The sequence below is a fragment of the Streptomyces misionensis genome, assembly GCF_900104815.1.
Lineage (GTDB): Bacteria > Actinomycetota > Actinomycetes > Streptomycetales > Streptomycetaceae > Streptomyces > Streptomyces misionensis.
In genome coordinates, this window is record NZ_FNTD01000004.1 from 7,851,010 (window position 1) to 7,876,827 (window position 25,818).

General features: G+C 71.6%; 24 protein-coding genes. 14 read left to right on the forward strand and 10 right to left on the reverse strand.

Annotated elements, in window-relative coordinates; translation table 11 throughout:
* The first annotated feature begins 148 nt into the window (after positions 1 to 148).
* Positions 149 to 1,099, forward strand: a complete 951-nt coding sequence (locus BLW85_RS36475; protein WP_074995743.1) for an SDR family NAD(P)-dependent oxidoreductase — start codon at positions 149 to 151, stop codon at positions 1,097 to 1,099.
* A gap of 68 nt (positions 1,100 to 1,167) precedes the next feature.
* Here the strand turns inward: BLW85_RS36475 and BLW85_RS36480 are convergent, their stop codons facing one another.
* Entirely contained in the window at positions 1,168 to 1,740 is a 573-nt protein-coding gene (locus BLW85_RS36480; protein ID WP_079172552.1) for a TetR/AcrR family transcriptional regulator, read from the reverse strand.
* Positions 1,741 to 1,803: 63 nt separating this feature from the next.
* On the opposite strand from BLW85_RS36480, the gene BLW85_RS36485 reads away from it, so the two are divergent.
* The 3 genes from BLW85_RS36485 (at position 1,804) to BLW85_RS36495 (ending at position 4,836) form a co-directional block, all read left to right on the forward strand.
* Positions 1,804 to 2,775, forward strand: coding sequence for an SDR family NAD(P)-dependent oxidoreductase (locus tag BLW85_RS36485; RefSeq protein WP_070029885.1), 972 nt, complete (start codon positions 1,804 to 1,806; stop codon positions 2,773 to 2,775).
* Positions 2,776 to 2,884: 109 nt separating this feature from the next.
* A complete protein-coding gene (locus BLW85_RS36490; RefSeq protein WP_244174984.1) occupies positions 2,885 to 3,184 on the forward strand; it encodes a hypothetical protein in 300 nt (99 codons plus the stop codon).
* 149 nt (positions 3,185 to 3,333) lie between these two features.
* Complete coding sequence (locus tag BLW85_RS36495) at positions 3,334 to 4,836, forward strand: pyridoxal phosphate-dependent decarboxylase family protein (RefSeq protein WP_244174985.1); 1,503 nt, start codon at positions 3,334 to 3,336, stop codon at positions 4,834 to 4,836.
* A 175-nt stretch (positions 4,837 to 5,011) separates the two neighbouring features.
* Here BLW85_RS36495 and BLW85_RS36500 read toward each other — a convergent pair whose 3' ends face one another.
* The 6 genes from BLW85_RS36500 to BLW85_RS36525 all read right to left on the reverse strand — a co-directional run bounded on the left by BLW85_RS36500 (position 5,012) and on the right by BLW85_RS36525 (position 9,563).
* The gene (locus BLW85_RS36500) at positions 5,012 to 5,485 is read right to left on the reverse strand and encodes a hypothetical protein (RefSeq protein WP_074996354.1); all 474 of its coding nucleotides are present in this window, start codon (positions 5,483 to 5,485) and stop codon (positions 5,012 to 5,014) included.
* 465 nt (positions 5,486 to 5,950) lie between these two features.
* A complete protein-coding gene (locus tag BLW85_RS36505; RefSeq protein ID WP_177329935.1) occupies positions 5,951 to 6,304 on the reverse strand; it encodes a hypothetical protein in 354 nt (117 codons plus the stop codon).
* A 226-nt stretch (positions 6,305 to 6,530) separates the two neighbouring features.
* Positions 6,531 to 7,049, reverse strand: a complete 519-nt coding sequence (locus BLW85_RS36510) for a hypothetical protein (protein WP_244174986.1) — start codon at positions 7,047 to 7,049, stop codon at positions 6,531 to 6,533.
* A 75-nt stretch (positions 7,050 to 7,124) separates the two neighbouring features.
* The gene (locus BLW85_RS36515) at positions 7,125 to 7,562 is read right to left on the reverse strand and encodes a GNAT family N-acetyltransferase (protein WP_074995745.1); all 438 of its coding nucleotides are present in this window, start codon (positions 7,560 to 7,562) and stop codon (positions 7,125 to 7,127) included.
* Between the two features lie 122 nt (positions 7,563 to 7,684).
* Complete coding sequence (locus BLW85_RS36520) at positions 7,685 to 8,959, reverse strand: MFS transporter (RefSeq protein WP_079172553.1); 1,275 nt, start codon at positions 8,957 to 8,959, stop codon at positions 7,685 to 7,687.
* On the reverse strand, positions 8,940 to 9,563 hold the full coding sequence (locus tag BLW85_RS36525) for a mycothiol-dependent nitroreductase Rv2466c family protein (RefSeq protein ID WP_079172554.1): 624 nt from the start codon (positions 9,561 to 9,563) through the stop codon (positions 8,940 to 8,942). The genes BLW85_RS36520 and BLW85_RS36525 overlap by 20 nt, the downstream gene beginning before the upstream one ends.
* Positions 9,564 to 9,603: 40 nt before the next feature.
* Here BLW85_RS36525 and BLW85_RS36530 point away from each other — a divergent pair, with 40 nt between their 5' ends.
* From BLW85_RS36530 to BLW85_RS36560, 7 genes are all read left to right on the forward strand, one after another.
* Complete coding sequence (locus tag BLW85_RS36530) at positions 9,604 to 10,104, forward strand: MarR family winged helix-turn-helix transcriptional regulator (protein ID WP_070029889.1); 501 nt, start codon at positions 9,604 to 9,606, stop codon at positions 10,102 to 10,104.
* 101 nt (positions 10,105 to 10,205) lie between these two features.
* Positions 10,206 to 11,204, forward strand: a complete 999-nt coding sequence (locus BLW85_RS36535; RefSeq protein ID WP_208624937.1) for a LacI family DNA-binding transcriptional regulator — start codon at positions 10,206 to 10,208, stop codon at positions 11,202 to 11,204.
* A 130-nt stretch (positions 11,205 to 11,334) separates the two neighbouring features.
* A complete protein-coding gene (locus BLW85_RS36540) occupies positions 11,335 to 12,687 on the forward strand; it encodes an ABC transporter substrate-binding protein (protein WP_074995748.1) in 1,353 nt (450 codons plus the stop codon).
* 5 nt (positions 12,688 to 12,692) lie between these two features.
* The gene (locus BLW85_RS36545; RefSeq protein WP_074995749.1) at positions 12,693 to 13,646 is read left to right on the forward strand and encodes a carbohydrate ABC transporter permease; all 954 of its coding nucleotides are present in this window, start codon (positions 12,693 to 12,695) and stop codon (positions 13,644 to 13,646) included.
* Entirely contained in the window at positions 13,643 to 14,521 is an 879-nt protein-coding gene (locus BLW85_RS36550; protein WP_074995750.1) for a carbohydrate ABC transporter permease, read from the forward strand. The genes BLW85_RS36545 and BLW85_RS36550 overlap by 4 nt, the downstream gene beginning before the upstream one ends.
* A gap of 33 nt (positions 14,522 to 14,554) precedes the next feature.
* Entirely contained in the window at positions 14,555 to 16,162 is a 1,608-nt protein-coding gene (locus BLW85_RS36555) for a glycoside hydrolase family 13 protein (protein WP_074995751.1), read from the forward strand.
* Positions 16,163 to 16,212: 50 nt separating this feature from the next.
* Positions 16,213 to 18,390 (forward strand): discoidin domain-containing protein, encoded by a 2,178-nt coding sequence (locus BLW85_RS36560; protein WP_074995752.1) that lies wholly within the window; start codon positions 16,213 to 16,215, stop codon positions 18,388 to 18,390.
* A gap of 195 nt (positions 18,391 to 18,585) precedes the next feature.
* On the opposite strand, the gene BLW85_RS36565 is transcribed toward BLW85_RS36560, so the two are convergent.
* Positions 18,586 to 19,860 carry an MFS transporter gene (locus tag BLW85_RS36565; RefSeq protein WP_074995753.1) on the reverse strand — a complete coding sequence of 425 codons (1,275 nt, stop codon included), beginning with the start codon at positions 19,858 to 19,860 and terminating at the stop codon, positions 18,586 to 18,588.
* Positions 19,861 to 20,109: 249 nt separating this feature from the next.
* Positions 20,110 to 20,487 carry a winged helix-turn-helix transcriptional regulator gene (locus BLW85_RS36570; RefSeq protein ID WP_070029897.1) on the reverse strand — a complete coding sequence of 126 codons (378 nt, stop codon included), beginning with the start codon at positions 20,485 to 20,487 and terminating at the stop codon, positions 20,110 to 20,112.
* 49 nt (positions 20,488 to 20,536) lie between these two features.
* On the opposite strand from BLW85_RS36570, the gene BLW85_RS36575 reads away from it, so the two are divergent.
* From BLW85_RS36575 to BLW85_RS36585, 3 genes are all read left to right on the forward strand, one after another.
* Positions 20,537 to 21,280 carry an alpha/beta fold hydrolase gene (locus tag BLW85_RS36575; protein ID WP_074995754.1) on the forward strand — a complete coding sequence of 248 codons (744 nt, stop codon included), beginning with the start codon at positions 20,537 to 20,539 and terminating at the stop codon, positions 21,278 to 21,280.
* 104 nt (positions 21,281 to 21,384) lie between these two features.
* A complete protein-coding gene (locus BLW85_RS36580) occupies positions 21,385 to 21,792 on the forward strand; it encodes a YciI family protein (RefSeq protein ID WP_070029899.1) in 408 nt (135 codons plus the stop codon).
* 8 nt (positions 21,793 to 21,800) lie between these two features.
* Positions 21,801 to 22,946, forward strand: a complete 1,146-nt coding sequence (locus BLW85_RS36585) for an RNA polymerase sigma factor (protein ID WP_074995755.1) — start codon at positions 21,801 to 21,803, stop codon at positions 22,944 to 22,946.
* A 166-nt stretch (positions 22,947 to 23,112) separates the two neighbouring features.
* On the opposite strand, the gene BLW85_RS36590 is transcribed toward BLW85_RS36585, so the two are convergent.
* Positions 23,113 to 25,716: an MXAN_6230/SCO0854 family RING domain-containing protein gene (locus tag BLW85_RS36590; protein ID WP_074995756.1), complete on the reverse strand. Its 2,604-nt coding sequence runs from the start codon at positions 25,714 to 25,716 to the stop codon at positions 23,113 to 23,115.
* Between the last annotated feature and the right edge of the window lie 102 nt (positions 25,717 to 25,818).

The following is a 25,818-nucleotide window of genomic DNA, read 5'->3' on the forward strand; positions in this document are numbered from 1 at the left end:
GGGTCGGCACGCTGTCGGCGCAATGTCGGTGGCCGGGCGGCCCTGTCGGTGCCGCGCAGGCGAGGTGTCGGTGCCCGCCGGAACGGTGGTGACCAGTCGCCCGGCAAGCAGCCGCGACCGTCCTCACCAGCAAGGGAGCCCCGCCGCCATGTCGTTCGCACCCACAGATCCGCCCTGGAACGTCGCACGGCTGCCGCGTGCCGACGGCAGCACCTTCCTGGTCACCGGCGGCAACGCCGGCATCGGGTACTTCGTCGCGGAGCAGTTGTCGGCGACCGGCGCGACCGTCGTGCTCGGCAGCCGGAACCCGGCCAAGGCCGAAAACGCGATGGCCTCGATACGCGCACGGGTCACCGGTGCGCGGGTGCGCGCCGTACGGATGGACCTGGCCGACCTGTCGACGCTGCGCACAGCGGCGGAATCACTGGCGGTCGACCGCCTCGACGCGGTGGTCCTCAACGCCGGCGTCGCGCTCGACGACCCGCCGCGCAGGGAGACGGGGGAGGGCCATGAGCTGATGTTCGGCACGAACCACCTCGGGCACTTCGCGTTGACCCGGTGGCTGATGCCGCTGCTGTCGGCCGCACCGGCGGCCCGCGTCGTGACCATGGGCAGCTTCGCGGCGAAGTCGGAGCGGCTCGACCTGGACGACCTGCAGTCCCGCGAGGACTACCGGCCCAAACGCGCCTACGGACGGTCCAAGTTGGCGCAGATGTACTTCAGCCTCGAACTCGACCGCCGCCTGCGCGCCGCCGGCAGTACGGTGGCCGGCGTGCTGGCCCACCCCGGTGGCGCGCTGGACTCCCTCACCCCGTCCCGGCCGCCGGTCCACGTACGGACCGCCGGTGCACGGCTGGGCGCGGCACCCGCGGCCCTCCTCGTCCAGGGCAAGGACGCCGGCGCGTGGCCCGCGGTGCGGGCGGTGCTCGACCCGGTCGTGCCCGAGGGCCGGATGTGGGAGCCCCGCGTCTTCGGCCTGCGCGGCGAACCCCGGTGCGCACCGGTGTGGCACCACCTCACCGACACCCTGGCGGCGACGCGGTTGTGGCACGCGAGCTGCGACCTGACCGGCGTCGACCCGGGGGCGGTGACCGGATAGCACGAGGCACGCGCGCCCCGGCCGCCGACTACGGGTCGGCGGCCGGGGCGAGGTGCGGCCGGTTCCGCTCAGCGTGACAGGAGATCGATGGCGACCTTCAGCCGTTCGAGGTAGAACTCCCGCGACGGCGCCTGGTGCTTGAGTCCGATCGACGCGCTGATCATCGTCTGCGCGACGGCGAGCGCCCCTGCCCGTCCGGTCTCCGCGGCGATCGCATCGGTGATCAGTTCCTCGAAACGCCGCGGCGCGGTCTCGGCCGTCTCGCCGAGCAGATCGGGGTTGGCCTCGATGACCTCCGTCACCTCGCGTGCCAAGGGGCCGATGTAGCGGCCCGCCCACTGGTCGAAAGCCGCGAGGAGACGCTCCGGGAGGGGACGTCCGGTGTCGGCCAGGACCTGTTCGACCGCTGCGATGTCGCGCTCCAGGGCCTGGGTGACGGCGGCACGGAACAGCGCCTCCTTCGAGGAGAAGAGGAAGTAGAGCCCTGGCCGGGAGATCCGCGCCGCCCGCGCCACCGCCTCCATCGAGGTCTTCCGGTAACCGAAGCGCGCGAAAGTGGTCAGGGCGGCGTCCAGAACCATGGTCCGCCGACTGCTGTCGGTGGCCGCCGAGGACGGGTGGCCGGCATCAGGGTTGCTCATGGGCCGAGCATAGGAGGGCCATACGAGCTATACAAATCAAGTTCACTCTGTATAGTCCTGGGCATGGCAGAGTCTGCGCTCATCTCCACGCCCTTCACCGCCGCGAGCACCGCGGACGACGTGCTGCGGGGCCTCGATCTGACCGGTGTCCGCGCCGTCGTGACCGGTGGTTCCTCGGGCATCGGGGCCGAGACCGCTCGCGCGCTGACCGCTGCCGGCGCCGAGGTCACCCTCGCCGTCCGGAACACCACCGCGGGCGACACCGTCGCGGAGGCGATCGCACGGTCCACGGGAAGGCCCCGGCCCCGAGTGGTCCGGCTCGACCTCGCCGACAGGACGTCCGTCGCGCGCTTCGCCGAGGCGTGGCGCGGCCCGCTGCACCTGCTGATCAACAACGCGGGCGTGGTCACCGGCGGTCTCGAACGAACCCATGAGGGCTGGGAGTTGCAATTCGCGACCAACCACCTCGGCCATTTCGCCCTCGCCACCGGCCTGCGTCACGCCCTGGCCCGAGGAGCCCGTGACCGCGACGGTGCCCGGATCGTCTCGGTGAGTTCCACCGCGCACATGCGCGCGGGCGTCGACTTCGACGACCTCCACTTCGAACGCCGCGGCTACGACCCGCAGATCGCCTACGCTCAGTCGAAGACGGCGAACTCCCTGTTCGCCGTCGAGGCGACCCGGCTGTGGGCGGCGGACGGGATCGTCGCCAACGCCGTGAACCCGGGCGGCGTCGCCACCGGACTGCAACGGAACTTCACCCCGCGGCAGAGGCGGTCCCTCGACGCCGCCGAGGCCGCGGGCGTCTTCACCTACAAGACGGTCGAGCAGGGGGCCGCCACCAGCATCGTCGCGGCCGTCTTCCCGGCCTTCGCCCACTCCGGCGGCCACTACCTCGATGACGCGCGGGAGGCGTACACCGTGCCGAACGACGCCGATCTCGCGCGCCATCCCCACGGCGTCAAGGAATGGGCGCTCGACCCCGCCCTCGCCGAGCGCCTCTGGGCGGTCTCGACCGACCTCCTGCGCTCCTGAAGCCCCTCACGCGGGTGGCTGCTGGAGACGGGGGATACGGTGGGTCTGTCCAACTCGCGCCCACTCTCGGCAAGTTGCGAGAAGGCCGGCTGACTTACATGGAGTGACCATGCCGTCCCACAGTGCTCCACAGGTCGTCAGGGAAGCCGCCCGCCGCATCGTGGATCTCGTGCCCACCGAGGACGACGTCCACCTCGACAGCCTCCCGGACGAGGTCGAGACCTCCATCGCCGTGCCGCTGACCGAGGTGGCGCGGATGCTGGAGGAGCGCACCAGCGACAAGGAGTTCCGCGGCGGGGTCCGGCTCCTGTTGGAGGCGGGCGCGGAGGTGGTGCCCCGCATGCCGGGCGAACTGCGGCACCTGTTCGAGGAACTGCGGTTCGCCGTGCGCGGGGTGGCCGCGCGCTGACCCGGGGGCCACCTGCTCCATGAACTCCGCTGGCGACCGCCGGTCCGCCCGCCGCCGGAACAGAGCCCGGCGCCCCCGCTCCCGTCACCGGCCCCCATGCCACGCGTCCACGGGAACAGGCCCCGTGCCGAGACAGAGAGGAACCGACCGTGCCCCGTGACTCCGCCGAGCCGACCGCCCGCGTCATACGTCCCACGCCGACGCTGCCCGCGGGCCGCCCCGCCGGCGAACTGCTTGCCGAACTCCGAGAGTTGCGCGCCGCCGACGCACCGACCCGGGGCGGCCGGACGTTCGCCTACGTCTACGACGCCGGCCTGCCCGACGTCGACGAGCTGGCCGCCACCGCGTACGGCGTGTTCGCCACGGTCAACGGCCTCGACCCGACGGTCTTCCCGAGCGTGGCCCGGCTGGAGAACGACGTGGTGGGCGCGGTCTCCGCGGTCCTCGGTGTGCCCGGCGCACAGGGCAGTTTTACCAGCGGCGGCACCGAGTCCATCCTGCTGGCCGTGAAGACGGCGCGGGACCACGCCCGCGCCGTGCGCGGGGTGACCCGGCCGCAACTGGTGCTGCCCTCGACGGCGCACGCGGCCTTCCACAAGGCGGCCCACTACCTGGGGTTGGAGACCGTGGTGGTCCCGGTCGACCCGCTGACGTTCCGGGCCGACGCGGCCGCCGTCGCGGACTCGATCACCGACCGGACCGCGCTGGTGGTCGCATCGGCGCCGTCGTACGCGCACGGCGTGCTGGACCCCGTGGCCGAGATCGCCGCGGCGGCCGCCGAACGGGGTGTGCTGTGCCATGTCGACGCGTGTATCGGTGGCTGGTTCCTGCCGTTCCTCGCCCGGACCGGCCGCCCGGTCGAACCCTTCGGCCTCTCCGTTCCGGGCGTCACCTCCATCTCGGTGGACCTGCACAAGTACGGCTATGCCGACAAGGGCGCCTCGGTCGTCCTGTACCGGGACGCCGAGCTGCGACGCCACCAGTACTTCGCGTACGCGGGCTGGCCCGGCTATCCGGTCGTCAACCCCACCGTGCAGGGCACCAAGTCCGGCGGACTGCTCGCGCAGGCGTGGGCGGTGCTGCACCACCTCGGCCACGACGGGTACACCGCGCTGGCCCGCCGGGTGGCGGTGGCCGCCGACCGGCTGCTCCCCGGCCTGCGGGCGATCGACGGCATCCGGGTGCTCGGCGACCCCGCGGGCAGCCTCGTCGCGTTCACCGTGCTCGGTCCCGCCGGCACGCCGGATCTGGGCCTGGTGCTGCACGTGGCGGACGAGATGCGGGAGCGCGGCTGGTACCTCCAGCCGCAGCTGTCCTGCGACGGCCTCCCACCCAATCTGCATCTGACGCTGACCCCGGCGACCAGCGACCGGGTAGCGCCACTGCTGGCGGACCTCGCCGAGTCGGTGACGGCGGCGCGCGCGTGCGAGGCGGTGACCGTGGACCCCGCACTGACCGAACTGGCCGCCACCCTCGACCCCGAGACCCTCACACCCGAGGACGTGGCGGGCTTCCTGGCCTTCGCCGGCCTGGACGGCGAACAGGGCCTGCCGTCCCGGACGGCACCGGTCCTGGCCCTGCTCGACGCACTGCCGCCCCGACTGAAGGAACGGATGCTGACGGAGTTCGTCGGGTCGCTCTTCCGTATCTGATCCACACCTGAGGTGTCAGCGTCTGGCTCCCGCTGGTGGCAGCCAGGTGCGGTCGCAAGGGAGCATGGGTACTCAAGCGGTTCTCAGGCGCATTCCGTCACCACGGTCGTGCCGCAGGATCCGGCACGGTGATCCGACTCCCGCGTTGAGGCGGGCCGCCCGGCGGCCGGGGGTGTCACTGCTCGTGGAGGGCCGCCTGCCGGGCGAGGAACTCCTCGAACGCCGCCCTCTGTTTTGGATCCATGAAGCTCTGGCGGACAGTGCGGGCCTTCTCCCGGAGCCAGTGTGCCTCGTCGGGGTCGAGGAGTTCGGCGACCACAACCCCTGCGCGAGCGACCGCCGTGCGCCCGCCGGCACGACGGCGGAAGAGCGTGAACGCCCCGAACTCCGCTGGATGGGCCGGCTCCGGCTCCTTCGCCACGGCCTGCTTCTCGTCCCCGGCGGAACTCGCCTCGTAGGCGGTCGGGGCCCAATGCTCCCAGAGCGCCAGCGTGGCGGCGGGCACAAGCACCGCGCGTTCCGGCTCCTCACCCCCCTCCCAGACGAACGTGACCGTGACGGGCTCCCCGACGGCCTCGGCCAACCCGAGCACCCTCTCCACCTCGTCGTTGACCGGATAGTCCACCACCACATCGATCTTAATTCCCACGCGCCTGAGGCTACTTGCCACCTCTGACATCCGAGCCCCACTCTCCCTCGCCCTCTTCGTCCGACCGGCGGTCGGGGCGCGGCGCCATGACTGCAGCGGACGCGGTGGCCGTCGGCCTGACGCAACTCGTCGCCGAGGGGGCGCGCGGCGTCTACGGCGGGCCGTCACCAACGGCGCGAGAGGCAGGGAGCTTGAGTCTCCCGTAAAGGGAGACGGTCACGATTCCGCGATCGGAGTAGAACCGGATGGTCTGCACCGTGCCGGCTGCCGCCGGTACGACGCCGACGCCGTCAGTCGCCTGGACCGCGTGCGGACACTCCGGGAACTGGGGCTTGGCCTAGGACTTTGCTGCCGTACCGACGTCCACGCCCCCACGACATGCCAGGAGGCGTGGACGCGGCCATGCACGGTCGACCCGTCAGAGGCCGAACGCCGCCGTGCCGGTTTCCTCGGCGAGCACCCCCGTCAGGAGAAGACGACGGAGCGCAGGAGGAGGCGGTCACCGGCTCCCGCGCCGGGAGGCAGGGTGTAGTAGGTGTCGCCCTCGCAGTCGGCGTCGAGGAAAACGGTGGCGGTGGCGTCTGTACGGTTCTTGGGCGCCCGGCTGAATGAACCCGGCTCGGAGGCCGGGCCGCGCAGATTGATGCACTCGCCGCTGGCCGGATTGTTCAGGAAGCCGACGGCTTCGTATCCCTGGGCGGTGGTGTAGGTGTAGCGGAACTGGCCGGTTGCCGCCGAGGCCGAACCCGGTGCGGCCAGCAGCAGGACGAGGGCGCTGCAGGCAGCGCCGAGGGCTGCCGTGAGGGAGCGAGCAGACACTGGGATCTCTCTCTTCTGGGTGCTACTACGGTCAGTGCCAGCGATGCCCCTGAAAATGGCGAGGTAGACGCTTTGTCCCCCGGACGGGGAAGGCGAATCGTTCCACACGAGGCCGGGTGACGCCTTGTTCGATGGGTTTCGATGGAGTTCGACGGGATGGGCGCGGAGTTCGGGCGAGAGTCGGAGCGGGGTGCGCGCCGCAGCCGCGGTCTCGCCGCGCACGGCACTACGCGGCGGGATCGTTGTAGTCGTCGAGGAGGGGACTGTGGCGTTCGGCGAGCGGGCCAACGCCGAGGTCGTCCCGCATGAGTCGGCGCATTTTGGCGGCCGCCTTGCCGCGCGCCTCCCAGCGGGCGCGATCCTCCGGGCTGCTGACGGCGGTGCCGGCGATATAGCCCTCGCAGATGCGTCGCAGGCAGTGGAACACGTCGTTGGACGCCTTGACGACGGGCTGGGGCGCGATGAGCCACATCCGTTCCGACGCTATGGCTATGCCCGAGTCGCGAAAGGCGTCCCGCAGCGCGAGCGCCCGTTCGTCGGGGGAGGGGTGATCCCGCCCGGCCAGCGCCCGCAGGGTCTCGCCGAGGACCTTCACGGTGGTGGTGTACTGCGTGTAGATGTCGAGCCGCAGTCGCAGGGCCTCCTTGTCGTCGTCGTGCTTCCAGCGATTGCGATCGGCGATGAGCGTGGCGACGATGCCGATCGCGGCCCCGGCCAGGGTGGAGAGCAGTGGCAACCAGTCCATCGGGCCAGCTTGGTCCATCCCGTGTCGGTGGCACCAGGCGGGCGCACGGGGACGGCTGCCGTGATCCCGGATCTGTCAGGTTTCCGGCCGGAGCAGTCCGTTCTCCACCGCACGCTCAGGATCGGCCCAGACCCCCATGGCGGTGTTCATGTGGAGGAATCCGAGTCTCCGGTAGAAGGACTCGGTGCCGGGGTTGGCGTAGAGGATGATCTTCTTGTGGCCCCGCGCCGACTCCAGCAGCTTGCGGATGATGTCGGCGCCAAGGCCCCGTCCCTGGTGGTCGGGATGGACGGCCACATCGGCGATGTAGGCGCAGTCGCCGCCGTCGGCCAGCGCGCGCCCCGCCCCGACGAGCACGTCGGCGGCGTAAACGAAGCAGGTGTAGCGGCTGTTGCCGAACACCGTGGCGAGTGCCTCGGGCGGCTTGTGGCCCAGCGGTGCTATCCGGTACAGCCGTGACAGCTCTTCGAGGTCCACACCCTCATGGCCGTACCTCCACGCGTAGTCCGCCAACGTCCCATCCTCTCCTCCGTGTTCGACGGGTCGGCTCGTGCGTCCCGGCCGTCCGCCGCACCTTGTGTCCGGATCGTACGAACGCCGGCCCCGTCCTCGCCGGGTAATCCACGGATCCGCGATCACCGCCGCGCCGGACGCCCTTGACGCCGGACTGGTCGGGAAGCCGTGGCGGCGGGGGCCCGGCCGGCGATGACCGCGTGCGGCGGCAGCGAGCGCTCGGTGCCCAGCAGGATCGCCGCACCGGAGAGAACCATCAGCGCGAGAACCGCCCACAGGTGCCACTGCCCCGTGTCGAGCAGGAACCCCAGCAGCAGGGGCGCGACGGTACGGCAGACCGACCAGGACAGCTGGTAGACCGACAAGTACCGTCCCCGCAGGTGATCGGGTGCGGCCTGGACGGACAGGCCCAGCGAGGGCGAGGAGTGGACGAGTTCCCCGGCGGTGTAAAGCACCGCCACCGCGAGCACGGCGACGATGGCGTCCGGACCGCTGACGAACCGGGGGAGGACGGCGAAGGCGGCGAAGGACAGCGCGAAGACGACGGCGCCGAGCGCGGCCGCGCGCGTGCGCCTGGCGCGCAGGGTCAGACGGGCGACGGGGACGCCGAGTACGGCGACGAGAGCGGTGTTGACCGCGAAGACCACCCCGGCCAGGGCGTCGGGCAGGGCGACATCGCGGGTGAGGAAGACCGGCAGGGCCATGGCCTGGGTGGTGTAGCCGAAGGCGATCAGGGAATTGGCCGCCGTGATGAGCAGGTAGGGCCGGTCGGCGAGCACCTGTCGGTACCCCTCGGGGGCCCCGGGCGGTTCGGCGCGGCCGCGGACGTGCGGAATCCGGATCACCAGTACCGCGGCGACGGCGAAGACCACCGCCAGCACCTCCGCGGCCGCGATGAAGCCGGTGGTGCCGTTCAGCGCCAGCAGGCCCGCCGCCGCCAGGCTGCCGCATCCCATCCCGGCGTTGCGCAGGCTGCGGTCCCACGCCAGGAGCCGGTCACGCTCGGCGCCCTGGGCGATGTCGCCGATGAGCGCCTGCTGGCTGGGCGACGTAGCCCACATCCCCACCGCGACCACCAGGGCGACCGCCAGGAAGGCGGGGTAGGAGTCGGCGAACGGGTAGGCGGCGAACCCGATCGCGCGTAACGCGAGGACACCGACGAGCACCCGCCGGCCGCCGAACCGGTCGATCGCGGCGCCCACGGCCGGCATGAACGCCAGCGCGCAGAGCCCGGCGATCGTCAGGCCCGCACCGATCGATGTCAGGGACAGACCGGTGAGCGAGTGGACGAACAGCATCGTCAGCGGTACGTACATGCCGTCACCGATCGAGCCGGCCAGGCCGGCGGTGACGAGGCGGCGGGCACGAACACCGGCCTCAGCGGAGGTCGAGCGCACCGCGCCCCCGCTTCAGCTCGGCGAACGCGCCCGTCCCGGCCAGCGTCCGGAGGGCCTGGAACAGCCGGACCGCCTCCTCGCCCCGCGGTATGGAGGTGAGGACGGGACCGAAGAAGCCGACGCCGTCCACGGTGACGACGGGCGTCCCGGCCTCCTCGCCGACCGCTTCCTGACCGGCCTGGTGGCCGGCGCGCAGGGCCGCGTCGAATTCGTCGGTGCGCGCGGCCTCGGCCAGGGACCGGGGCAGCCCCAGTTCGTCGAGGGAGTCGGCGATGACCGCGTCGTAGTCCTTGTCACCGTCCACGTGCACACGTCGGCCGAGCGCGGTGTAGAGGTCACGCAGGACGGCTTCGCCGTGCAGGGTTTCGGCGGCCGCGCAGACCCGGGCGGGGCCCCAGGCACGGTCGTTGAACTCGCGGTACCAGGGCTCGAGTTCGCGGTGCTCGTTGAGCACGGACAGGCTCATGATCCGGAAGCGCAGGTCGATCGGCTGAAACCGTTCGACTTCGAGCAGCCACCGGGAGGTGGTCCAGGCGAAGGGACAGGCGGGGTCGAAGTAACACACGACGGACGGGGTGGCTCGCCGAGCAAGCATATCTTCCATGGAAGATAAATTATCATCCGCGGAAGATACAATGGAAGCCATGCAGCCCGATCCCATCGCCGCCATCGTCGAACAGTGGAAACGCGAGAGGCCCGATCTCGACGCGGCACCCATGCTCGTCATCGGTCGGCTCTTCCGGCTCACCAGCGCACTGGATCAGCGGCTGCGCCCGCCGTTCGCGGCCGCGGAGCTGGGCAGCGGCGACTTCGACGTGCTCGCGGCGCTACGACGCGCAGGGGCCCCCTACTCCCTGTCCGCGGGCGAACTGAGCCGCACCGTCCTGGTCACCACCGGCGCGATCACCAAGCGGGTGGACCGGCTCGAAGCCCGTGGGCTGGTCGGCAGATCCGTGGACCGGAGCGATTCGCGCGGACGCCTCATCACCCTCACTCCCGAGGGCGTCGAACTGACCGACGAACTCATCGCCGTCCACCTGGACAACCAGCGCCGGCTTCTGGCCGGGCTCAGCGCGGACGAGCAGACCCAACTCGCCGGCCTGCTCGGACGACTCGCGCTCACGCTTGCCTCGGGCGACGACTGAGACCCACGGGGGCATGGCGCTCGCGGCCTCGCTCGCCGCCCCCGTTGCCCCGTGCCGAGTTTACGCAAGCCGCTTACGTAATCCGCGCTATTCTTGCGCGCATGACGCGACGACTTGCGGAAGTGGCGAAGAAGGTAGGGGTCAGCGAGGCCACGGTCAGCCGGGTGCTCAACGGCAGGCCCGGAGTCTCCGACGCCACCCGGCAGGCCGTGCTGACGGCCCTCGACGTCCTGGGCTACGAGCGCCCCACTCAACTGCGCGGTGAGCGCGCCCGGCTCGTCGGCCTGGTCCTGCCCGAGCTGCAGAACCCCATCTTCCCCGCGTTCGCCGAGGTCATCGGCGGTGCGCTCGCCCAGCTCGGGCTCACCCCCGTGCTGTGCACCCAGACCAAGGGCGGCGTCTCGGAGGCGGACTACGTCGAACTGCTGCTCCAGCAGCAGGTGTCCGGCGTCGTCTTCGCCGGCGGCCTCTACGCCCAGGCCGACGCCCCGCACGACCACTACCGGCTGCTCGCCGACCGCAACATCCCCGTCGTCCTGGTCAACGCGGCCATAGAACACCTCGGCTTCCCGGGCGTGTCCTGTGACGACGCGGTCGCCGTCGAACAGGCCTGGCGGCACCTGGCCTCGCTCGGTCACGAACGCATCGGACTGGTCCTCGGCCCCGGCGACCACATGCCCTCCGCCCGCAAACTGGCCGCCGCGCACGACCTCACCGGCGGTCTGCCGGAAGAGCGAGTCGCCCGGGCCATCTTCTCCATCGAGGGCGGGCACGCCGCCGCCTCCCGGCTGATCGACCGGGGCGTCACCGGCATCATCTGCGCCAGCGACCCCCTCGCCCTCGGCGCGATCCGGGCCGCCCGGCGCAAGGGCTGCGACGTGCCGGGCCGGATCTCCGTGGTCGGCTACGACGACTCGGCGTTCATGAACTGCACCGAACCCCCGCTCACCACCGTCCGCCAGCCCATCGAGGCCATGGGGCGCGCGGCCGTGGAACTGCTGAACGCGCAGATCGGCGGCACCGCCGTACCCGCCGAGGAGCTGCTGTTCGAACCCGAACTGGTGGTGCGCGGATCGACCGGGCAAGCACCGCGCGACTGAGACCCCAGTACATCCAGCCCACTGTCAAATAATTACAGAACTCGCGCGACATCTTGCGGACCCTTGTCGGCGGTGCTTGAGTGTGCCGCGCCCACTGCTCCCGCCATGAGTGCCACCAAGGGGTCCATCGATGACAAGCACCGGGTTCCGCCGCACCTTCGTCGCGATCGGCGTCTGCTCCTCCCTCGCCCTCGCCGCCACCGCCTGCGGTTCGGGCGGCGACGGCTCGGCGAGCGGCAAGACGCGCATCACCGTCAACTGCGAGCCACCGAAGAGTGCCAGAACCGACCGGAAGTTCTTCGACGCGGACGTCGCCTCCTTCGAGCGGCAGAACCCGGACATCGACGTCGTCACCCACGACGCCTTCCCCTGCGAGGACCCCAAGACGTTCGACGCCAAGCTCGCCGGCGGCCAGATGGAGGACGTGTTCTACACGTACTTCACCGACGTCGGGCATGTCGTGGACATCAACCAGGCCGCGGACCTCACGCCGTACCTCAAGGAGATGAAGAGCTACGGCACGCTCCAGAAGCAGTTGCGCGACATCTACACGGTGAACGGGAAGGTGTACGGCATACCGCGTACCGGATACAGCATGGGGCTGATCTACAACCGCGCCCTGTTCGAGCGGGCCGGCCTCGACCCCGACCAGCCCCCCACCACCTGGGACGAGGTCCGCGCCGACGCCAAGAAGATCGCCGCCCTCGGCAACGGCACCGTCGGGTACGCCGACTACAGCGCCCAGAACCAGGGCGGCTGGCACTTCACCGCCGAGCTGTACTCCCAGGGCGGCGACGTCGTCAGCGCCGACGGCAAGAAGGCGACCGTCGACACTCCCGAGGGCCACGCCGTCCTGCGGAACCTGCACGACATGCGGTGGAACGACAACTCCATGGGCAGCAAACAGCTCCTCGTCATCAACGACGCACAGCAGTTGATGGGCGCCGGCAAGCTCGGCATGTACCTGGCCGCACCCGACAACATCCCGATCCTCGTCAAGGAGAAGGGCGCCCGTTACGACGACATCGCCATCGGCCCCATGCCCGGCGGCCAGGGCACCCTGATCGGCGGCGACGGCTACATGTTCAACAAGCACGACTCGCCCGCCCAGATCCGCGCCGGCCTCAAGTGGCTGGAGCACATGTACCTCACCCCCGGCAAGGGCTTCCTCGGCGACTACGCCCGCGCCAAGCGGAACAACGCCCCTGTCGGCCTGCCCGAGCCGCGCCTGTTCACCGGCGCCGCCGACGCCAAGGACCAGGCGATCAAGAAGGCCAACGCCAACGTCCCGGTGAAGAACTACCAGCCCTTCCTCGACGGCAACGCCGAACTCCGGATGAAGATCGAGCCGCCGAACGCGCAGCAGATCTACTCCGTCCTCGACGGCACCGTCTCCGCCGTCCTCACCAACAAGGACGCCGACATCGACCAGCTCCTCAAGGACGCGTCCGGCAAGATCGACGGCATTCTCGCCCGGAGCTGACCGCCATGACGAAGACGGCCGAACGACAGCCGACGGCGGCCGCCGCCTCCCCGGCCCCCGTGCCGCCCCAGGCAAGGAAGCGGGGGCGGCACCGCCTGCTCGACCAGGCCCGCGCCTACGCGTTCCTCCTCGGCGGCCTGCTCTGCTTCGCACTGTTCTCCTGGTACCCGGCGATCCGCGCGGTCGTGATCGCCTTCCAGAAGTACACCCCGGGCTCCCCGCCCCAGTGGGTCGGCACCGCCAACTTCACCCGTGTCCTGCACGACCCGGAATTCGCCGCCGCCTGGCGCAACACCTTCTCCTTCACCCTGCTCGCCCTGCTCATCGGCTTCGCCGTCCCCTTCCTCCTCGCCCTCGTCCTCAACGAACTCCGGCACGCCAAGGCCTTCTTCAGGGTCGTGGTCTACCTGCCGGTGATGATCCCGCCAGTGGTCAGCGCCCTGCTGTGGAAGTGGTTCTACGACCCGGGAGCCGGCCTCGCCAACGAGGCGCTGCGCTTCGCGCACCTGCCCACCTCGAACTGGTCCAACGGCACCGACACCGCGCTCGTCTCCCTGGTGATCGTGGCGACCTGGGCCAACATGGGCGGCACCGTCCTCATCTACCTGGCCGCCCTGCAGTCCATCCCCGGCGAGCTGTACGAGGCCGCCGAACTCGACGGCGCCGGCCTCCTCCAGCGCATCCGGCACGTCACGATCCCGCAGACCCGGTTCGTGATCCTGATGCTGATGCTCCTTCAGATCATCGCCACCATGCAGGTGTTCACCGAGCCGTTCGTCATCACCGGCGGCGGCCCCGAGAGCGCCACCGTCACCGTCCTCTACCTCATCTACAAATACGCCTTCCTCTACAACGACTTCGGCGGCGCCTGCGCCCTCAGCGTGCTGCTCCTGCTGCTGCTCGGCATCTTCTCCGCCGTCTATCTGCGGCTCACCCGCAACGAGGGGGACACCGCGTGACCGCCACCCGCACCCTGATCTCCCCGGCCACCCTCGCCCGCCCACGCGGCAAGGCGATCTACTGGACGGTGTTCACCGCCGTCGTCGTCCTCTTCGCGCTGGCCTTCCTCTTCCCGGTCTACTGGATGGTCACCGGCGCGATGAAGTCCCCCGACGAGGTGGCCCGGATCCCGCCGACGCTCGTGCCGGAGCACTGGCACACCGGTGCCTACACCGACGCCTGGGACCTGATGCAGCTCCCGCGGCACCTGTGGAACACCGTCGTCCAGGCGGCCGGCGCCTGGGCCCTCCAACTGGTGTTCTGCACGGCCGCCGCCTACGCCCTGTCCAAGCTGCGGCCCGCCTTCGGCAAGGTGATCCTGGGCGGCATCCTCGCCACCCTCATGGTCCCGGCCCAAGCGCTCGTCGTGCCCAAGTACCTCACCGTCGCCGATCTTCCGCTGCTGCACACCAGCCTGCTCAACGACCCGCTCGCCATCTGGCTGCCGGCCGTCGCCAACGCCTTCAACCTCTATCTGCTCAAACGGTTCTTCGACCAGTTGCCCCGTGACGTGCTGGAGGCCGCCGAGATCGACGGCGCCGGGAAGCTGCGCACCCTGTGGTCCGTCGTCCTGCCCATGTCGCGGCCGGTCCTCGGTGTCGTGTCCATCTTCGCGCTGGTCGCCGTGTGGCAGGACTTCCTGTGGCCGCTGATGGTCTTCTCCGACACCGACAAACAGCCGATCAGCGTGGCCCTGGTCCAGCTGTCGCAGAACATCCAGCTCACCGTGCTCCTCGCCGCGATGGTGATCGCCGGCATCCCGATGGTGGCGTTGTTCCTCGTCTTCCAGCGGCACATCATCGCCGGGATCAGCGCGGGCAGCACCAAGGGCTGACGCCGACCGCACGTCTACAGAAAGGCAAGCTCAGTGGGACAGCCCACCCATGCCCCCGGCAGCCACGACTGGTGGCGCGACGCCGTCATCTACCAGGTCTACGTCCGCAGCTTCGCCGACGGCGACGGCGACGGCACCGGCGACCTCTCGGGCGTCCGCTCCCGGCTGCCCTACCTGGCCGAACTCGGCGTGGACGCGCTGTGGTTCAACCCCTGGTACCGGTCACCGATGAAGGACGGCGGCTACGACGTCGCCGACTACCGCGCCATCGACCCGGCGTTCGGCACCCTCGCCGAGGCGGAGAAACTCATCGCCGAGGCCCGCGGGCTGGGCATCCGCACCATCGTCGACATCGTCCCCAACCACGTCTCCGACCAGCACCCCTGGTTCCAGGCGGCCCTCGCCGCCGGTCCCGGCAGCCCCGAGCGGGACCTGTTCCACTTCCGGCCCGGCCGCGGCCCGCACGGTGAACTCCCGCCCAACGACTGGCCGTCGCAGTTCGCCGGCACCACCGAACCGGTGTGGACCCGGCTGCCCGACGGCGACTGGTACCTGCACCTGTTCACCCCCGAGCAGCCCGACCTCAACTGGGCGCACCCGACCGTCCGCCAGGAACACGAGGACATCCTCCGCTTCTGGTTCGAAAGGGGTGTCGCCGGCGTCCGCATCGACTCCGCGGCCCTGCTCGCCAAGGACCCGCACCTCCCCGACCTGGCCACGCACCCGGAGCCGCACCCCTTCGTCGACCGCGACGAACTCCACGACATCTACCGCTCCTGGCGCGCCGTCGCCGACGCCTACGACGGCGTCTTCGTCGGCGAGGTGTGGCTCCCCGACGCCGAACGCTTCGCCCGCTATCTGCGCCCCGACGAACTCCACACCGCCTTCAACTTCTCCTTCCTCTCCTGCCCGTGGCACCCCGGACGGCTGCGCGCCTCGATCGACACCACCCTCGCCGAACACGCCCCGGTCGGCGCCCCCGCCACCTGGGTGCTGTGCAACCACGACGTCACCCGCACGGTCACCCGCTACGGCCGCGAGGACACCGCCTTCGACTTCGCCACCAAGGCCTTCGGCACCCCGACCGATCCGACGCTCGGCACCCGCAGGGCACGGGCGGCCGCCCTGCTGTCCCTCGCGCTGCCCGGGTCGGTGTACGTGTACCAGGGGGAGGAACTGGGGCTGCCGGAGGCAGAGATCCCGGTCGACCGCATACAGGATCCGATGTACCACCGTTCGCACGGCACCGATCCCGGCCGCGACGGCTGCCGGGTGCCGCTGCCGTGGGACGCCGGCATGCCGTATGCGGGGTTCGGCTCACAGAGCGAACCGTGGCTGCCGCAGCCGGCCGACTGGCCGTCGTACGCGGCCGACCACCAGGAGCGCGACCCCGGCTCCATGCTCACCCTCTACCGCAGGGCCATCGCCCTGCGCCCCCGCTTCGGCACCGGCCCCCTCACCTGGCTCCCCGCCCCCGACGACGTCCTGGCCTTCTCCCGCGCGGGCGGCGCGATCTGCGTGGTCAACTTCTCCGCCACCCCCGCCGACCTCCCCGCGCACTCGGAACTCCTGCTCAGCAGCGGCCCGCTGGACGACACGGGCCGGCTGCCGCAGGACACCGCGGCCTGGCTGCACGCCTGAGCCGCGGCGCACCGCTGTCCCGCGAACCCCCACCACGAAGGGAACAGCTCATGCACAGCAGCACCCTCAGATATGTCAGGCGCATGCCAGCCGTGGGGGCGGTCGTCGCCCTCGCCGCGGGCATGCTCGTCACGGTGGCCCCCGCCGCGCACGCGGCCGCGGGCGCCACTTTGCCCTTCACCTCGGTCGAGGCCGAGTCGGCCACCACCACCGGCACGAAGATCGGCCCGGACTACACCCAGGGCACCCTCGCCTCGGAGGCGTCCGGCCGGCAGGCCGTACGACTGTCCGCGGGGCAGCGGGTGGAGTTCACCGTGCCGCGGGCGGCCAACGCGGTGAACGTCTCCTACAGCGTCCCCGACGGCCAGTCCGGCTCGCTCGACGTGTACGTCAACGGCACCAAGCTGGCCAAGTCCCTTCCGGTGACGTCCAAGTACTCGTACGTCGACACCGGCTGGATCACCGGCAGCAAGACGCACCACTTCTTCGACAACGCCCGGCTGCTGCTGGGACAGAACGTCCAGGCCGGTGACAAGGTCGCGTTCGTGGCGACCAGCACCCAGGTCACCGTCGACGTCGCCGACTTCGAACAGGTCGCCGCGGCCGGCACACAGCCGTCCGGTTCGGTGTCCGTCGTCTCCAAGGGCGCCGACCCCAGCGGCAACGGCGACTCCACCCAGGCCTTCCGGGACGCCATCGCCGCCGCCCAGGGCGGGACGGTGTGGATCCCACCGGGCGACTACCGGCTCACCTCCTCCCTCGGCGGCGTACAGAACGTCACCCTGCAAGGGGCGGGCAGCTGGTACTCCGTCGTGCACACCTCCCGGTTCGTCGACCAGTCAAGCTCCGCCGGGAACGTCCACATCAAGGACTTCGCGGTGATCGGGGAGGTCACCGAGCGCGTCGACTCCAGCCCGGACAACTTCGTCAACGGCTCACTCGGCCCGAACTCGTCCGTCTCCGGCATGTGGATCCAGCACCTCAAGTGCGGACTGTGGCTGACCGGCACCAATGACAACCTGGTCGTGGAGAACAACCGCATCCTCGACACCACCGCCGACGGCATCAACCTCAACGGCACCGCGAGGGGCGTCCGGGTCAGCAACAACTTCCTGCGCAACCAGGGCGACGACTCCCTCGCCATGTGGTCGCTGTACGCCCCGGACACCAATTCCAGCTTCGAGAACAACACCGTCTCCCAGCCCAACCTCGCCAACGGCATCGCCATCTACGGCGGCACCGACATCACGGTGCGCAACAACCTGGTCTCCGACACCAACGCCCTGGGCAGCGGTATCGCCATTTCCAACCAGAAGTTCATGGACCCGTTCTCGCCGCTGTCCGGCACCATCACGGTCGACGGCAACACCCTGGTGCGCACCGGCGCGCTCAACCCCAACTGGAACCATCCGATGGGCGCGCTGCGCGTCGACTCGTACGACAGCGCCATCAACGCCACCGTGAACATCACCGACACCACGATCACCGACAGCCCGTACAGCGCCTTCGAGTTCGTCTCCGGCGGCGGGCAGGGCTACCCCGTGCGCAACGTCAACGTGACCGGCGCGACGGTGCGGAACACCGGCACGGTCGTGGTCCAGGGAGAGGCGCAGGGGGCGGCCACGTTCAAGAACGTCACCGCGACCGGCGTCGGCGCGGCCGGGGTGTACAACTGCCCGTACCCGGCGAACTCCGGTTCCTTCACCCTCACCGACGGCGGCGGCAACTCCGGCTGGTCCAGCACCTGGTCGGACTGCTCCACCTGGCCGCAGCCCGGCCAGGGGAACCCCGCGCCCGACCCCAACCGCAATCTCGCCAAGGGCCGTCCGGCCACGGCGACCGGTTCCCAGGACGTCTACACGCCCGGCAAGGCGGTGGACGGCGACGCCAACTCGTACTGGGAGTCGGCGAACAACGCCTTCCCGCAATCCCTGACGGTCGACCTCGGTTCGTCGTACGCGGTGCGCCGGCTGGTGCTGAAGCTGCCGCCGTCCTCGGCGTGGGGCGCCCGCACCCAGACCATCACCGTGCTCGGCAGCACCGACGGTTCGAACTACTCCACCGTGGTCGGCTCCCAGGGTTACCGATTCGACCCGGCCACCGGCAACACCGCCACGGTGTCCCTGCCGAGCGGCACGAACCTGCGGTACCTGCGGCTGTCGGTCAGTGCCAACACCGGTTGGCCGGCCGGGCAGTTCAGCGAGGTGGAGGCCTATCTCACCTCCTGACGCCCTGGGATTCCGGCGTCCGGGCGGGGAAGCCCGGGCGCCGGCACCGCACGGAACCCGGCCGTTCGCGTCCGCGCCAGTCACGGGACCGCCGGGGCCGGGACGTGTACGCGGTGACGCCGGCGGCCGGACGCGGTGCGGGCCGTCGGCGTCGTCTTCCCCCTCCGGCTCGGGCCCCACGAACCCTTCCCGGCCTCATCGGCGGTAGGCGGTGGCGGCAATGGCGGGCAGGAGGGCCAGGGCGAGGGCGCCGCCGGTCAGGGCGAGGGCGGGGTAGCCGGTGGCGGCGACCATGATGCCGGAGGCCATGCCGCCGGTGGCGCCCGCGATGGCGATGGAGACGTCGACCATGCCCTGGGTCCTGGCGCGGGTGGCGAGCGGGACGGTGTCGGTGATGATCGCGGTTCCGGAGACGAGACCGAGGTTCCAGCCCAGGCCGAGCAGTCCGAGCGCGAGCGCGAGCAGTGCGACGGAGCCGCCGGGCGCGGCGGCCGCGAGGACGCCCGCGGCCAGCAGGGTGACGCCCGAGGCGAGGGCGACCTTCGTCCGCCCGCAGCGGTCGACGAGCCGGCCGGTCAGCGGGGAGGGCAGGTACATGGCGCCGATGTGGACGGCGATGACGAGGCCGGAGGTGGCCGTGCCATGGCCGTGGTCGTGCATGTGGACCGGCGTCATCGTCATGATCGAGACCATGACGAGCTGGGTGAGGACCATGACCAGGGCGCCGAGGACCACGCCGCCCCGGCCCTCGCCCGGGTCGGCGGCATCCGCGGCGCCGGCGCCGGCCGGGTGGGGCGCGGCGCCGGTTTCCTCGGCCCGGGCGACGGCTCGGGCCAGGAGCAGCGGGTCGGGCCGCAGCCAGACGGCGAGGACGAGCGCGGCCAGCGCGTACGCGGTGCCGGAGAGGAGGAAGGGCCCGGCGAGGCTCGGAACGCCGAGGTGCTTGGCGAAGGTGCCGGCGGGGGCGGCGAGGTTGGGGCCGGTGACTCCGCCGAGGGTGGTGGCGACGAGGACGGTGGAGACCGCGCGGGCCCGGTGGCCGCGGGCGGCGAGGTCCGCTCCGGCATAGCGCGCCTGGAGGTTGGTGGCGGTGCCCGCGCCGTAGGCGAACAGGGCGACGAACAGCAGGACCGGGTTGTCCAGCACGGCGGCGGCGATGACCCCGGCGGAGCCGATGGCACCGGTGAGGTAGCCGGTGGCGAGCCCCGGGCGGCGACCGCGGGTCTGGGAGACGCGGCCGACGACGGCGGCGGTGAGCGCGGAGCCGGCGGTGAACAGGGCGCTGGGGAGCCCGGAGAGGCTGGTGGTACCGAGCATGTCCTGGGCGAGGAGGGCGCCGACGGTGACGCCTGCGGCGAGACCCGCGCCGCTGAGGATCTGGGAGGCGACCAGGACGCGCAGGATGTGGCGCTGGGCCTGTGCGGGGTCGGATATGAGGGCCGTCGTGTCGGCGGTCGGGGCGCTGGTCATCATCTCTTCCGGAGTGGGCGAGCAGGGGCGGGGCCGCCGGCCGGGGCCCCTTTCGGCGAGTCGCGGGCCGGTGGGCCCGGGGAGGCCGGTGCTCGGCGCGGCCGGCCGTCGAGCACCGGCCGCGACCGTGGCCACGGCGCTGTCCGGCATGGGGCCCTCCCTCCGGGAACACCACGACACTGTCGTCGGGCGCCGTTGCGGGTCGCGAGGGGTGCCCTTGTCGATCACCTGTCCGGTGGCGGTCACGGGTCAGGTGCCGGAGGTGCTGTCCTGCCGCGCCGCTTCCTGGAAGTCGGCGACGGCGGCGCCATGCGTCTTCGCCCAGTCGGTCAAGGCGGCGATGGGTTCGGTGAGGGTCTGACCGAGGTCGGTGAGACTGTATTCGACCCGCGGGGGTGCCTCGGCGTAGACGCGGCGTTCGATCAGGCCGTAGCTCTGAAGTCTGCGCAGTGTCTGGGTGAGCACCTTGCGGGAGATGCCGCCGATGAGGTCGACGAGTTCCCCGTGCCGACGGGGCCTGCGGCTGAGGGCGAACAGGACGACGACGGCCCATTTGTTGGTGATGATGTCGATGGCGAGCCGGGCGGGGCAGTCGGCGAGGAAGACGCTTCCGGCTGACTCCTGCATAGCCGAAGGTTACCAGGAGGTACCTATCGGCTCAGTAGCGTTTTTCCACATGAGTACGCCGCACACGAAAACCTATGTTCTCGTCCATGGCGCCTGGCACAGCGGGCGCGTCTGGGACCGGGTGGTTCCCTTGCTGACCCGGGCCGGGCATCGGGTGTTCGCCCCTTCGCTGACCGGCCACGGCGAGAAGGAACACCTGCTCACTGCGGACGTCAGCCTGGACACCCACATCGGCGACGTCGTCGCTCTCCTCGGCGAGCAGGATCTCACCGACGTGGTCCTGGTCGGGCACAGTTACGCCGGGATGGTCATATCCGGCGCGGCCAACGAGGTCCCGGACCGGATCGCGCATCTCGTCTACGTCGACGCGATGGTCCCGACCGACGGCGAGAGCGCACGGGACGTCATACCGGACATGACACAGCGGCTCATCGACGCGGCCGCCGCCTCCGACGCCCCCTGGCGCATCCCGCCCGTGCCGGAAATGCCCGCGCCCACGGGTCTGTTCGGGGTGACCGACCCGGCAGACACCGCGTGGCTGCGCACCATGCTGTCGGACGAATCGGTGCGCTGCTTCCTGCAGCCGGTCCGGCTGGACAACCCGGCCATGGACGCGATCTCCCGGACGCACATCCACTGCGTCGGCAGCGCACCGGGGAACGTCACGCGCCGCCCGGTGCCGGCGGTGCGGCCAGGCGGCACCGCGTCGCAGGTGTGGGAGCTGCGGAGCGGCCATGACTGCATGGTCACCGTGCCGGACGCACTCGCCGAACTGCTGCTGAAAGCCGGCTGACGCGTTGAAAAACATCGGCCGGTGATGTCGAGAACCCGTGACCGGCTCCGTCCTCGTGGTGAAGGCGGCCACAATGGGTCGCACCAGCACCGAGGAGAGACACGATGGCCAAGTACCTGCTGCTCAAGCACTACCGCGGCGCTCCGGCAGCGGTCAACGACGTGCCCATGGACCAGTGGACGCCGCAGGAGATCTCGGCGCACATGCAGTACATGCACGACTTCGCGGCCCGGCTCGAGAAGAGCGGCGAGTTCGTCGACGGGCAGGCGCTCGCCCCCGAGGGTGTGTGGGTCCGGTACGACGGCGAGGGGCGGCCGCCGGTCACCGACGGTCCGTTCGCGGAGACCAAGGACCTGATCGCCGGCTGGATGGTGATCGACGTCGACGGGTACGAGCGCGCCGTCGAGCTGGCCGGGGAGCTGTCGGCCGCTCCCGGGGCAGGCGGGAAGCCGATCCACGAGTGGCTCGAAGTGCGCCCGTTCCTGGCCGCGCCGCCCACCGTCACGGAGTGACCCCTCGGATGGACGAGGCCCTGCTCCGCAGCCTCACACCGAGCGTGCTCGCCATCCTCGTCCGCCGCGGAGCCGACTTCGCGGCGGCCGAGGACGCCGTGCAGGACGCCCTGGTCGAGGCGGTCCGCGTCTGGCCGGCCGACCCGCCACGGTCCGCGAAGAGCTGGCTGGTCACCGTGGCCTGGCGCAAGTTCCTCGACCAGGCCCGGGCGGACGCCGCCCGCCGACGGCGTGAGGACCGCCTCGACGACCAGCCGGCGCCCGGGCCCGCGCCCGCGCTGGACGACACGCTCCAGCTCTACTTCCTGTGCGCCCACCCGTCGCTGACGCCGTCGTCCGCGGTCGCGCTCACCCTGCGCGCCGTCGGCGGGCTCACCACCCGCCAGATCGCGCGGGCCTACCTGGTGCCTGAGGCGACCATGGCGCAGCGCATCAGCCGCGCCAAGCGCACCGTGTCCGGCGTGCGGTTCGACCAGCCCGGCGACGTCGCCACCGTGCTGCGCGTCCTCTACCTGGTCTTCAACGAGGGCTACTCCGGCGACGTCGACCTCGCCGCGGAGGCCATCCGGCTCACCCGGCAGCTCGCGGCCCGCATCGACCACCCCGAGGTCGCGGGGCTGCTCGCCCTCATGCTGCTGCACCACGCCCGGCGCGCCACCCGGACCGCGCCCGACGGCGGTCTGGTGCCGCTCGCCGCGCAGGACCGCGGTCGGTGGGACACCGAGCTGATCGCCGAGGGAATCGGGATCCTCCAGAGGGCCCTCGCCCGCGACCGGCTGGGCGAGTTCCAGGCCCAGGCCGCCATCGCGGCCCTCCACGCCGACGCGCCCACCGCCGCGGAGACGGACTGGGCGCAGATCGTCGAGTGGTACGACGAACTCGTGCGGCTGACCGACAGCCCGGTCGTCCGGCTCAACCGCGCGGTGGCCGTCGGCGAGGCCGACGGACCGCGCGCGGGGCTGGCGACGCTCGCGACGCTGGACGACTCACTGCCCCGCCATGCCGCGGTGGCCGCCTACCTCCACGAGCGCGACGGCGACCTGGCGACGGCCGCGCGGCTGTACGCCGAGGCGGCCCACAAGGCACCGAACCTGGCCGAGCGCGACCATCTGACGCGCCAGGCCGCCCGGCTCAACGCCCTTCGACGCGGCTGACGGGTCGCGCCCGGCATCCGGGCCTCCTGGCCTTCACCGTGCGGGGCCGCAGCCGCCGCGATGCCCTTCGGAGTCGGGGTGGTTGCGGGTCGGCACGGTCCGCGCCCGCCGCCGCGATCCCGACGTGCTCCCTCCAGCCCGGCCGCGACGGCGGCGGTGCGCGGGCCTACGCGGAGGTGCTGCCCAGCTCGGCGACCAGATCCCCGGCGGTCACGCGGACCAGGGTCTCCGAGGCGTCCCCGGCCCCGGGGAACAACCGGTAGGAGGTGCCCGAGGCCCCTGCGGGTCCGACGGTCCCGTGCACCGTCGCGAGGAACACCCGTGTGTCCGAGGCGAGTTCGGCCGCCGCGGCGTCGGGGTCCGGGTGCGGGAGCCGTTCCTCGGCCTCCTCCATGGCGGACACCCGGGCGGCGAACGCGGCCGCGTCCTCCTCCGGCCGCCGCCGGAACGTCAGCAGCGCGGGCTCCGGCTCCCGGCGGATCACGGCCACCTCCGGGGAGCGCGCCGCGGCCCGCCACACCGCGAGGTCCCACAGAGTGGTCCGGCTGCCGGAGCCGAACTGCTCCCACAGGTCCCGGGCCACGGTCGCCAGTCGCGCGCCGCCGTGCGAGCCGATGCTCTGGAAGCCGTCCGTGGAGGGCAGATGGGTGTCCGTCCACAGCATCCGGCGCCGGCCCAGGTCCACGACCATCGGCAGGCACACCTGCGAGTCGCCCGCCAGATCGAAGCGCTGGCGGACCGTGCGCGGGTCGTAGGAGGCGTCCCGCGCGCCCCGCGCGTCCAGCGCCATGAAGCCCGCGAAGGCGTCCCGCAACTCCTCGAACGGCACGTTGTTGAAGCTGAAGACGAGCGGGACGGCATAGACGTCCCCCTGTTCCGCCAGCCGCTCCAGGTCCAGGTCCACGTACTCGGTGGCGCCCCGCGGCGCCGGGGCCGAGGTCAGGTCGCCGGAGTGGACCGCGGACCGCGCGCCGTGCACCAGGTTCGTGTAGTCGCACAGGCCGGTGAACGTCCACTCGGCATCGAAGAACGCGACCGACAGGTCCAGGTCCGTACGGTTGCCGTCCGGCTCGGTCCAGTGCAGGAAGAGCCGCAGCACCGCGCCGTCGGGCAGCGTCTGCGTGCTGCCCCTGGGCACTGCCACCAGGGCCTTCGCGGTGGACCGCTCGGTGAACGGCACGGTGAGGTCGGCCAGGCCCGCCTCCAGCACCGACAGCGCGTACGGCTCCCCGGCGGCGAACCGGCGCAGCAGCTCGGCCTCCAGCAGCGTGACCACCGCGGTGACCAGCCGGGCAGGCAGCGGAGCCCGTCGCTCCGGAACGGACAGGGCGCGGGTGACCTCGCCACGTGGGAAGAACACCCGGCGGCGGCCGGTACGGTCCTCGGTGCGGACCCGCAGCGCCCCGAGCGCCGACAGCAGCGGCCCCGGCCCCACCTTCGGCAGTCCGCGCAGCAGTGCCTTCTCCAGCTCCGGCGCCAGGTCGTCGCTGGTGTGCAGGCGCAGCAGCAGATCCAGCCGGCGCACCAGCTCGCCGGGCCGCTCCCCGGCCAGGGCGGCGGCCCGGCCCGCATCGCCCTCGGCGACCGCCTGCTCCAGCCGCCCGGCCCAGGTGGCCGGGCGGATCCGGGCACCGTCCACGCGGACGGCGTCCGGGTGCGCGGCGGCCGTCTCCAGCAGGGCGGCGCCGAAGGCGGTGCCGGGATCCACCCGGGTGCCGCGCAGCACGGCGAAGGCGAGGGCGGCGCGCGGATGCCGGGCGTGCCGCTCGAAGGGGTGCAGGACCTCCGCGGCCCGCTTCCACGCCGTGGGGTGCCGCAGCACGTCCTCCACCAGGTACGGCGTCGGCAAGCCGTCGAGGACCGCGAGGAGGTCGCGGCGCAGCGGGCGCCGCGGTCCGGTGAACGGCGACGGTGTCACCAGCCCGGCGTCGCCGCCGGAGAGCACGGCGAGCAGCCGCAGCACATCGGTGGCCGTGGTGAGCCGCTCGGCCAGCAGCTTCCGCACCGGAAGGCCGTCCGGCGCCGCACGGACCAGCGCGGCCAGCACCATCGCCTTCGTCTCCCGGACCGGTATCTCCTCCGGCAGCAGGCCCCGGCCGGCCGGGGTGAGCGGCAGCAGCGTGAGCAGATCGTCGCGGTCCTGCGGGGAGAGCGGCGTGCGCCGGGCCAGCAGGGAGTCCACCAGGACGGTGGCGTCGGCGGCCCGGTCGGTGCCCAGGCGCAGCAGCCGCAGCGGGCCGGCCACCGGTGCCTTGGCGGCGCCGATGGCACGCACCGGCCGCAGGAAGGGGTCGTCCGCGTCGATCCGGCGGTGGCAGACCGGGCAGCCCTCGTAGTCGGACCCGTCCCAGCACAGCCGGCACACCAGGTGGGCGCAGGGCGAGACGGGGAACACCGTGCGGGCCTCGCCGCACAACACGCAGGGCTGGTCCGGCTGTTGCAGCAGGAAGGCGAAGACCCGGTCCACGTACAGGGCTTCGGTGTCCCGGGGCACGGTGTGCGGGAAGCGGCGGAAGAGCGGGACGTGGGTGCGATGGGAGCCGAGCAGCTCGTCGGCCAGCCCGACCAGGCGGGTGTGCGCGGCCGCCAGCACCTCGGGGACCAGGGTGCCGAGCGCCGCGTGCAGCGCGGGGGAGAGGACGTGACCGCGGCCGAGCAGTTCGGCCTCGAGCCGACGCAGCGCGGGTCCGGTACCGCCGCCGGACGCGGACGCCCCGTCCACGTACACGGTCTGGATACGGCGCAGCAGTACGGACTCGGCAGCGAGCAACAGGGGATTCCCCTCCACGACGACCTGGAACAGCAGAACGGGGACGGAGAGTGGGCGCGCCGAGACTTTTCAGAGAAGGTGAGAAGGATGCGCGCCGGGGAG

Coding starts and splice junctions, on each gene's coding strand:
- BLW85_RS36585 (WP_074995755.1), top strand. CDS start 21,801: ATGGACGAGGCCCTGCTCCGCAGCCTCACACCGAGCGTGCTCGCCATC.
- BLW85_RS36480 (WP_079172552.1), bottom strand. CDS start 1,740: ATGAGCAACCCTGATGCCGGCCACCCGTCCTCGGCGGCCACCGACAGC.
- BLW85_RS36565 (WP_074995753.1), bottom strand. CDS start 19,860: ATGACCAGCGCCCCGACCGCCGACACGACGGCCCTCATATCCGACCCC.
- BLW85_RS36485 (WP_070029885.1), top strand. CDS start 1,804: ATGGCAGAGTCTGCGCTCATCTCCACGCCCTTCACCGCCGCGAGCACC.
- BLW85_RS36540 (WP_074995748.1), top strand. CDS start 11,335: ATGACAAGCACCGGGTTCCGCCGCACCTTCGTCGCGATCGGCGTCTGC.
- BLW85_RS36490 (WP_244174984.1), top strand. CDS start 2,885: ATGCCGTCCCACAGTGCTCCACAGGTCGTCAGGGAAGCCGCCCGCCGC.
- BLW85_RS36475 (WP_074995743.1), top strand. CDS start 149: ATGTCGTTCGCACCCACAGATCCGCCCTGGAACGTCGCACGGCTGCCG.
- BLW85_RS36535 (WP_208624937.1), top strand. CDS start 10,206: ATGACGCGACGACTTGCGGAAGTGGCGAAGAAGGTAGGGGTCAGCGAG.
- BLW85_RS36560 (WP_074995752.1), top strand. CDS start 16,213: ATGCACAGCAGCACCCTCAGATATGTCAGGCGCATGCCAGCCGTGGGG.
- BLW85_RS36525 (WP_079172554.1), bottom strand. CDS start 9,563: ATGGAAGATATGCTTGCTCGGCGAGCCACCCCGTCCGTCGTGTGTTAC.
- BLW85_RS36580 (WP_070029899.1), top strand. CDS start 21,385: ATGGCCAAGTACCTGCTGCTCAAGCACTACCGCGGCGCTCCGGCAGCG.
- BLW85_RS36575 (WP_074995754.1), top strand. CDS start 20,537: ATGAGTACGCCGCACACGAAAACCTATGTTCTCGTCCATGGCGCCTGG.
- BLW85_RS36545 (WP_074995749.1), top strand. CDS start 12,693: ATGACGAAGACGGCCGAACGACAGCCGACGGCGGCCGCCGCCTCCCCG.
- BLW85_RS36510 (WP_244174986.1), bottom strand. CDS start 7,049: ATGGACTGGTTGCCACTGCTCTCCACCCTGGCCGGGGCCGCGATCGGC.
- BLW85_RS36530 (WP_070029889.1), top strand. CDS start 9,604: ATGCAGCCCGATCCCATCGCCGCCATCGTCGAACAGTGGAAACGCGAG.
- BLW85_RS36570 (WP_070029897.1), bottom strand. CDS start 20,487: ATGCAGGAGTCAGCCGGAAGCGTCTTCCTCGCCGACTGCCCCGCCCGG.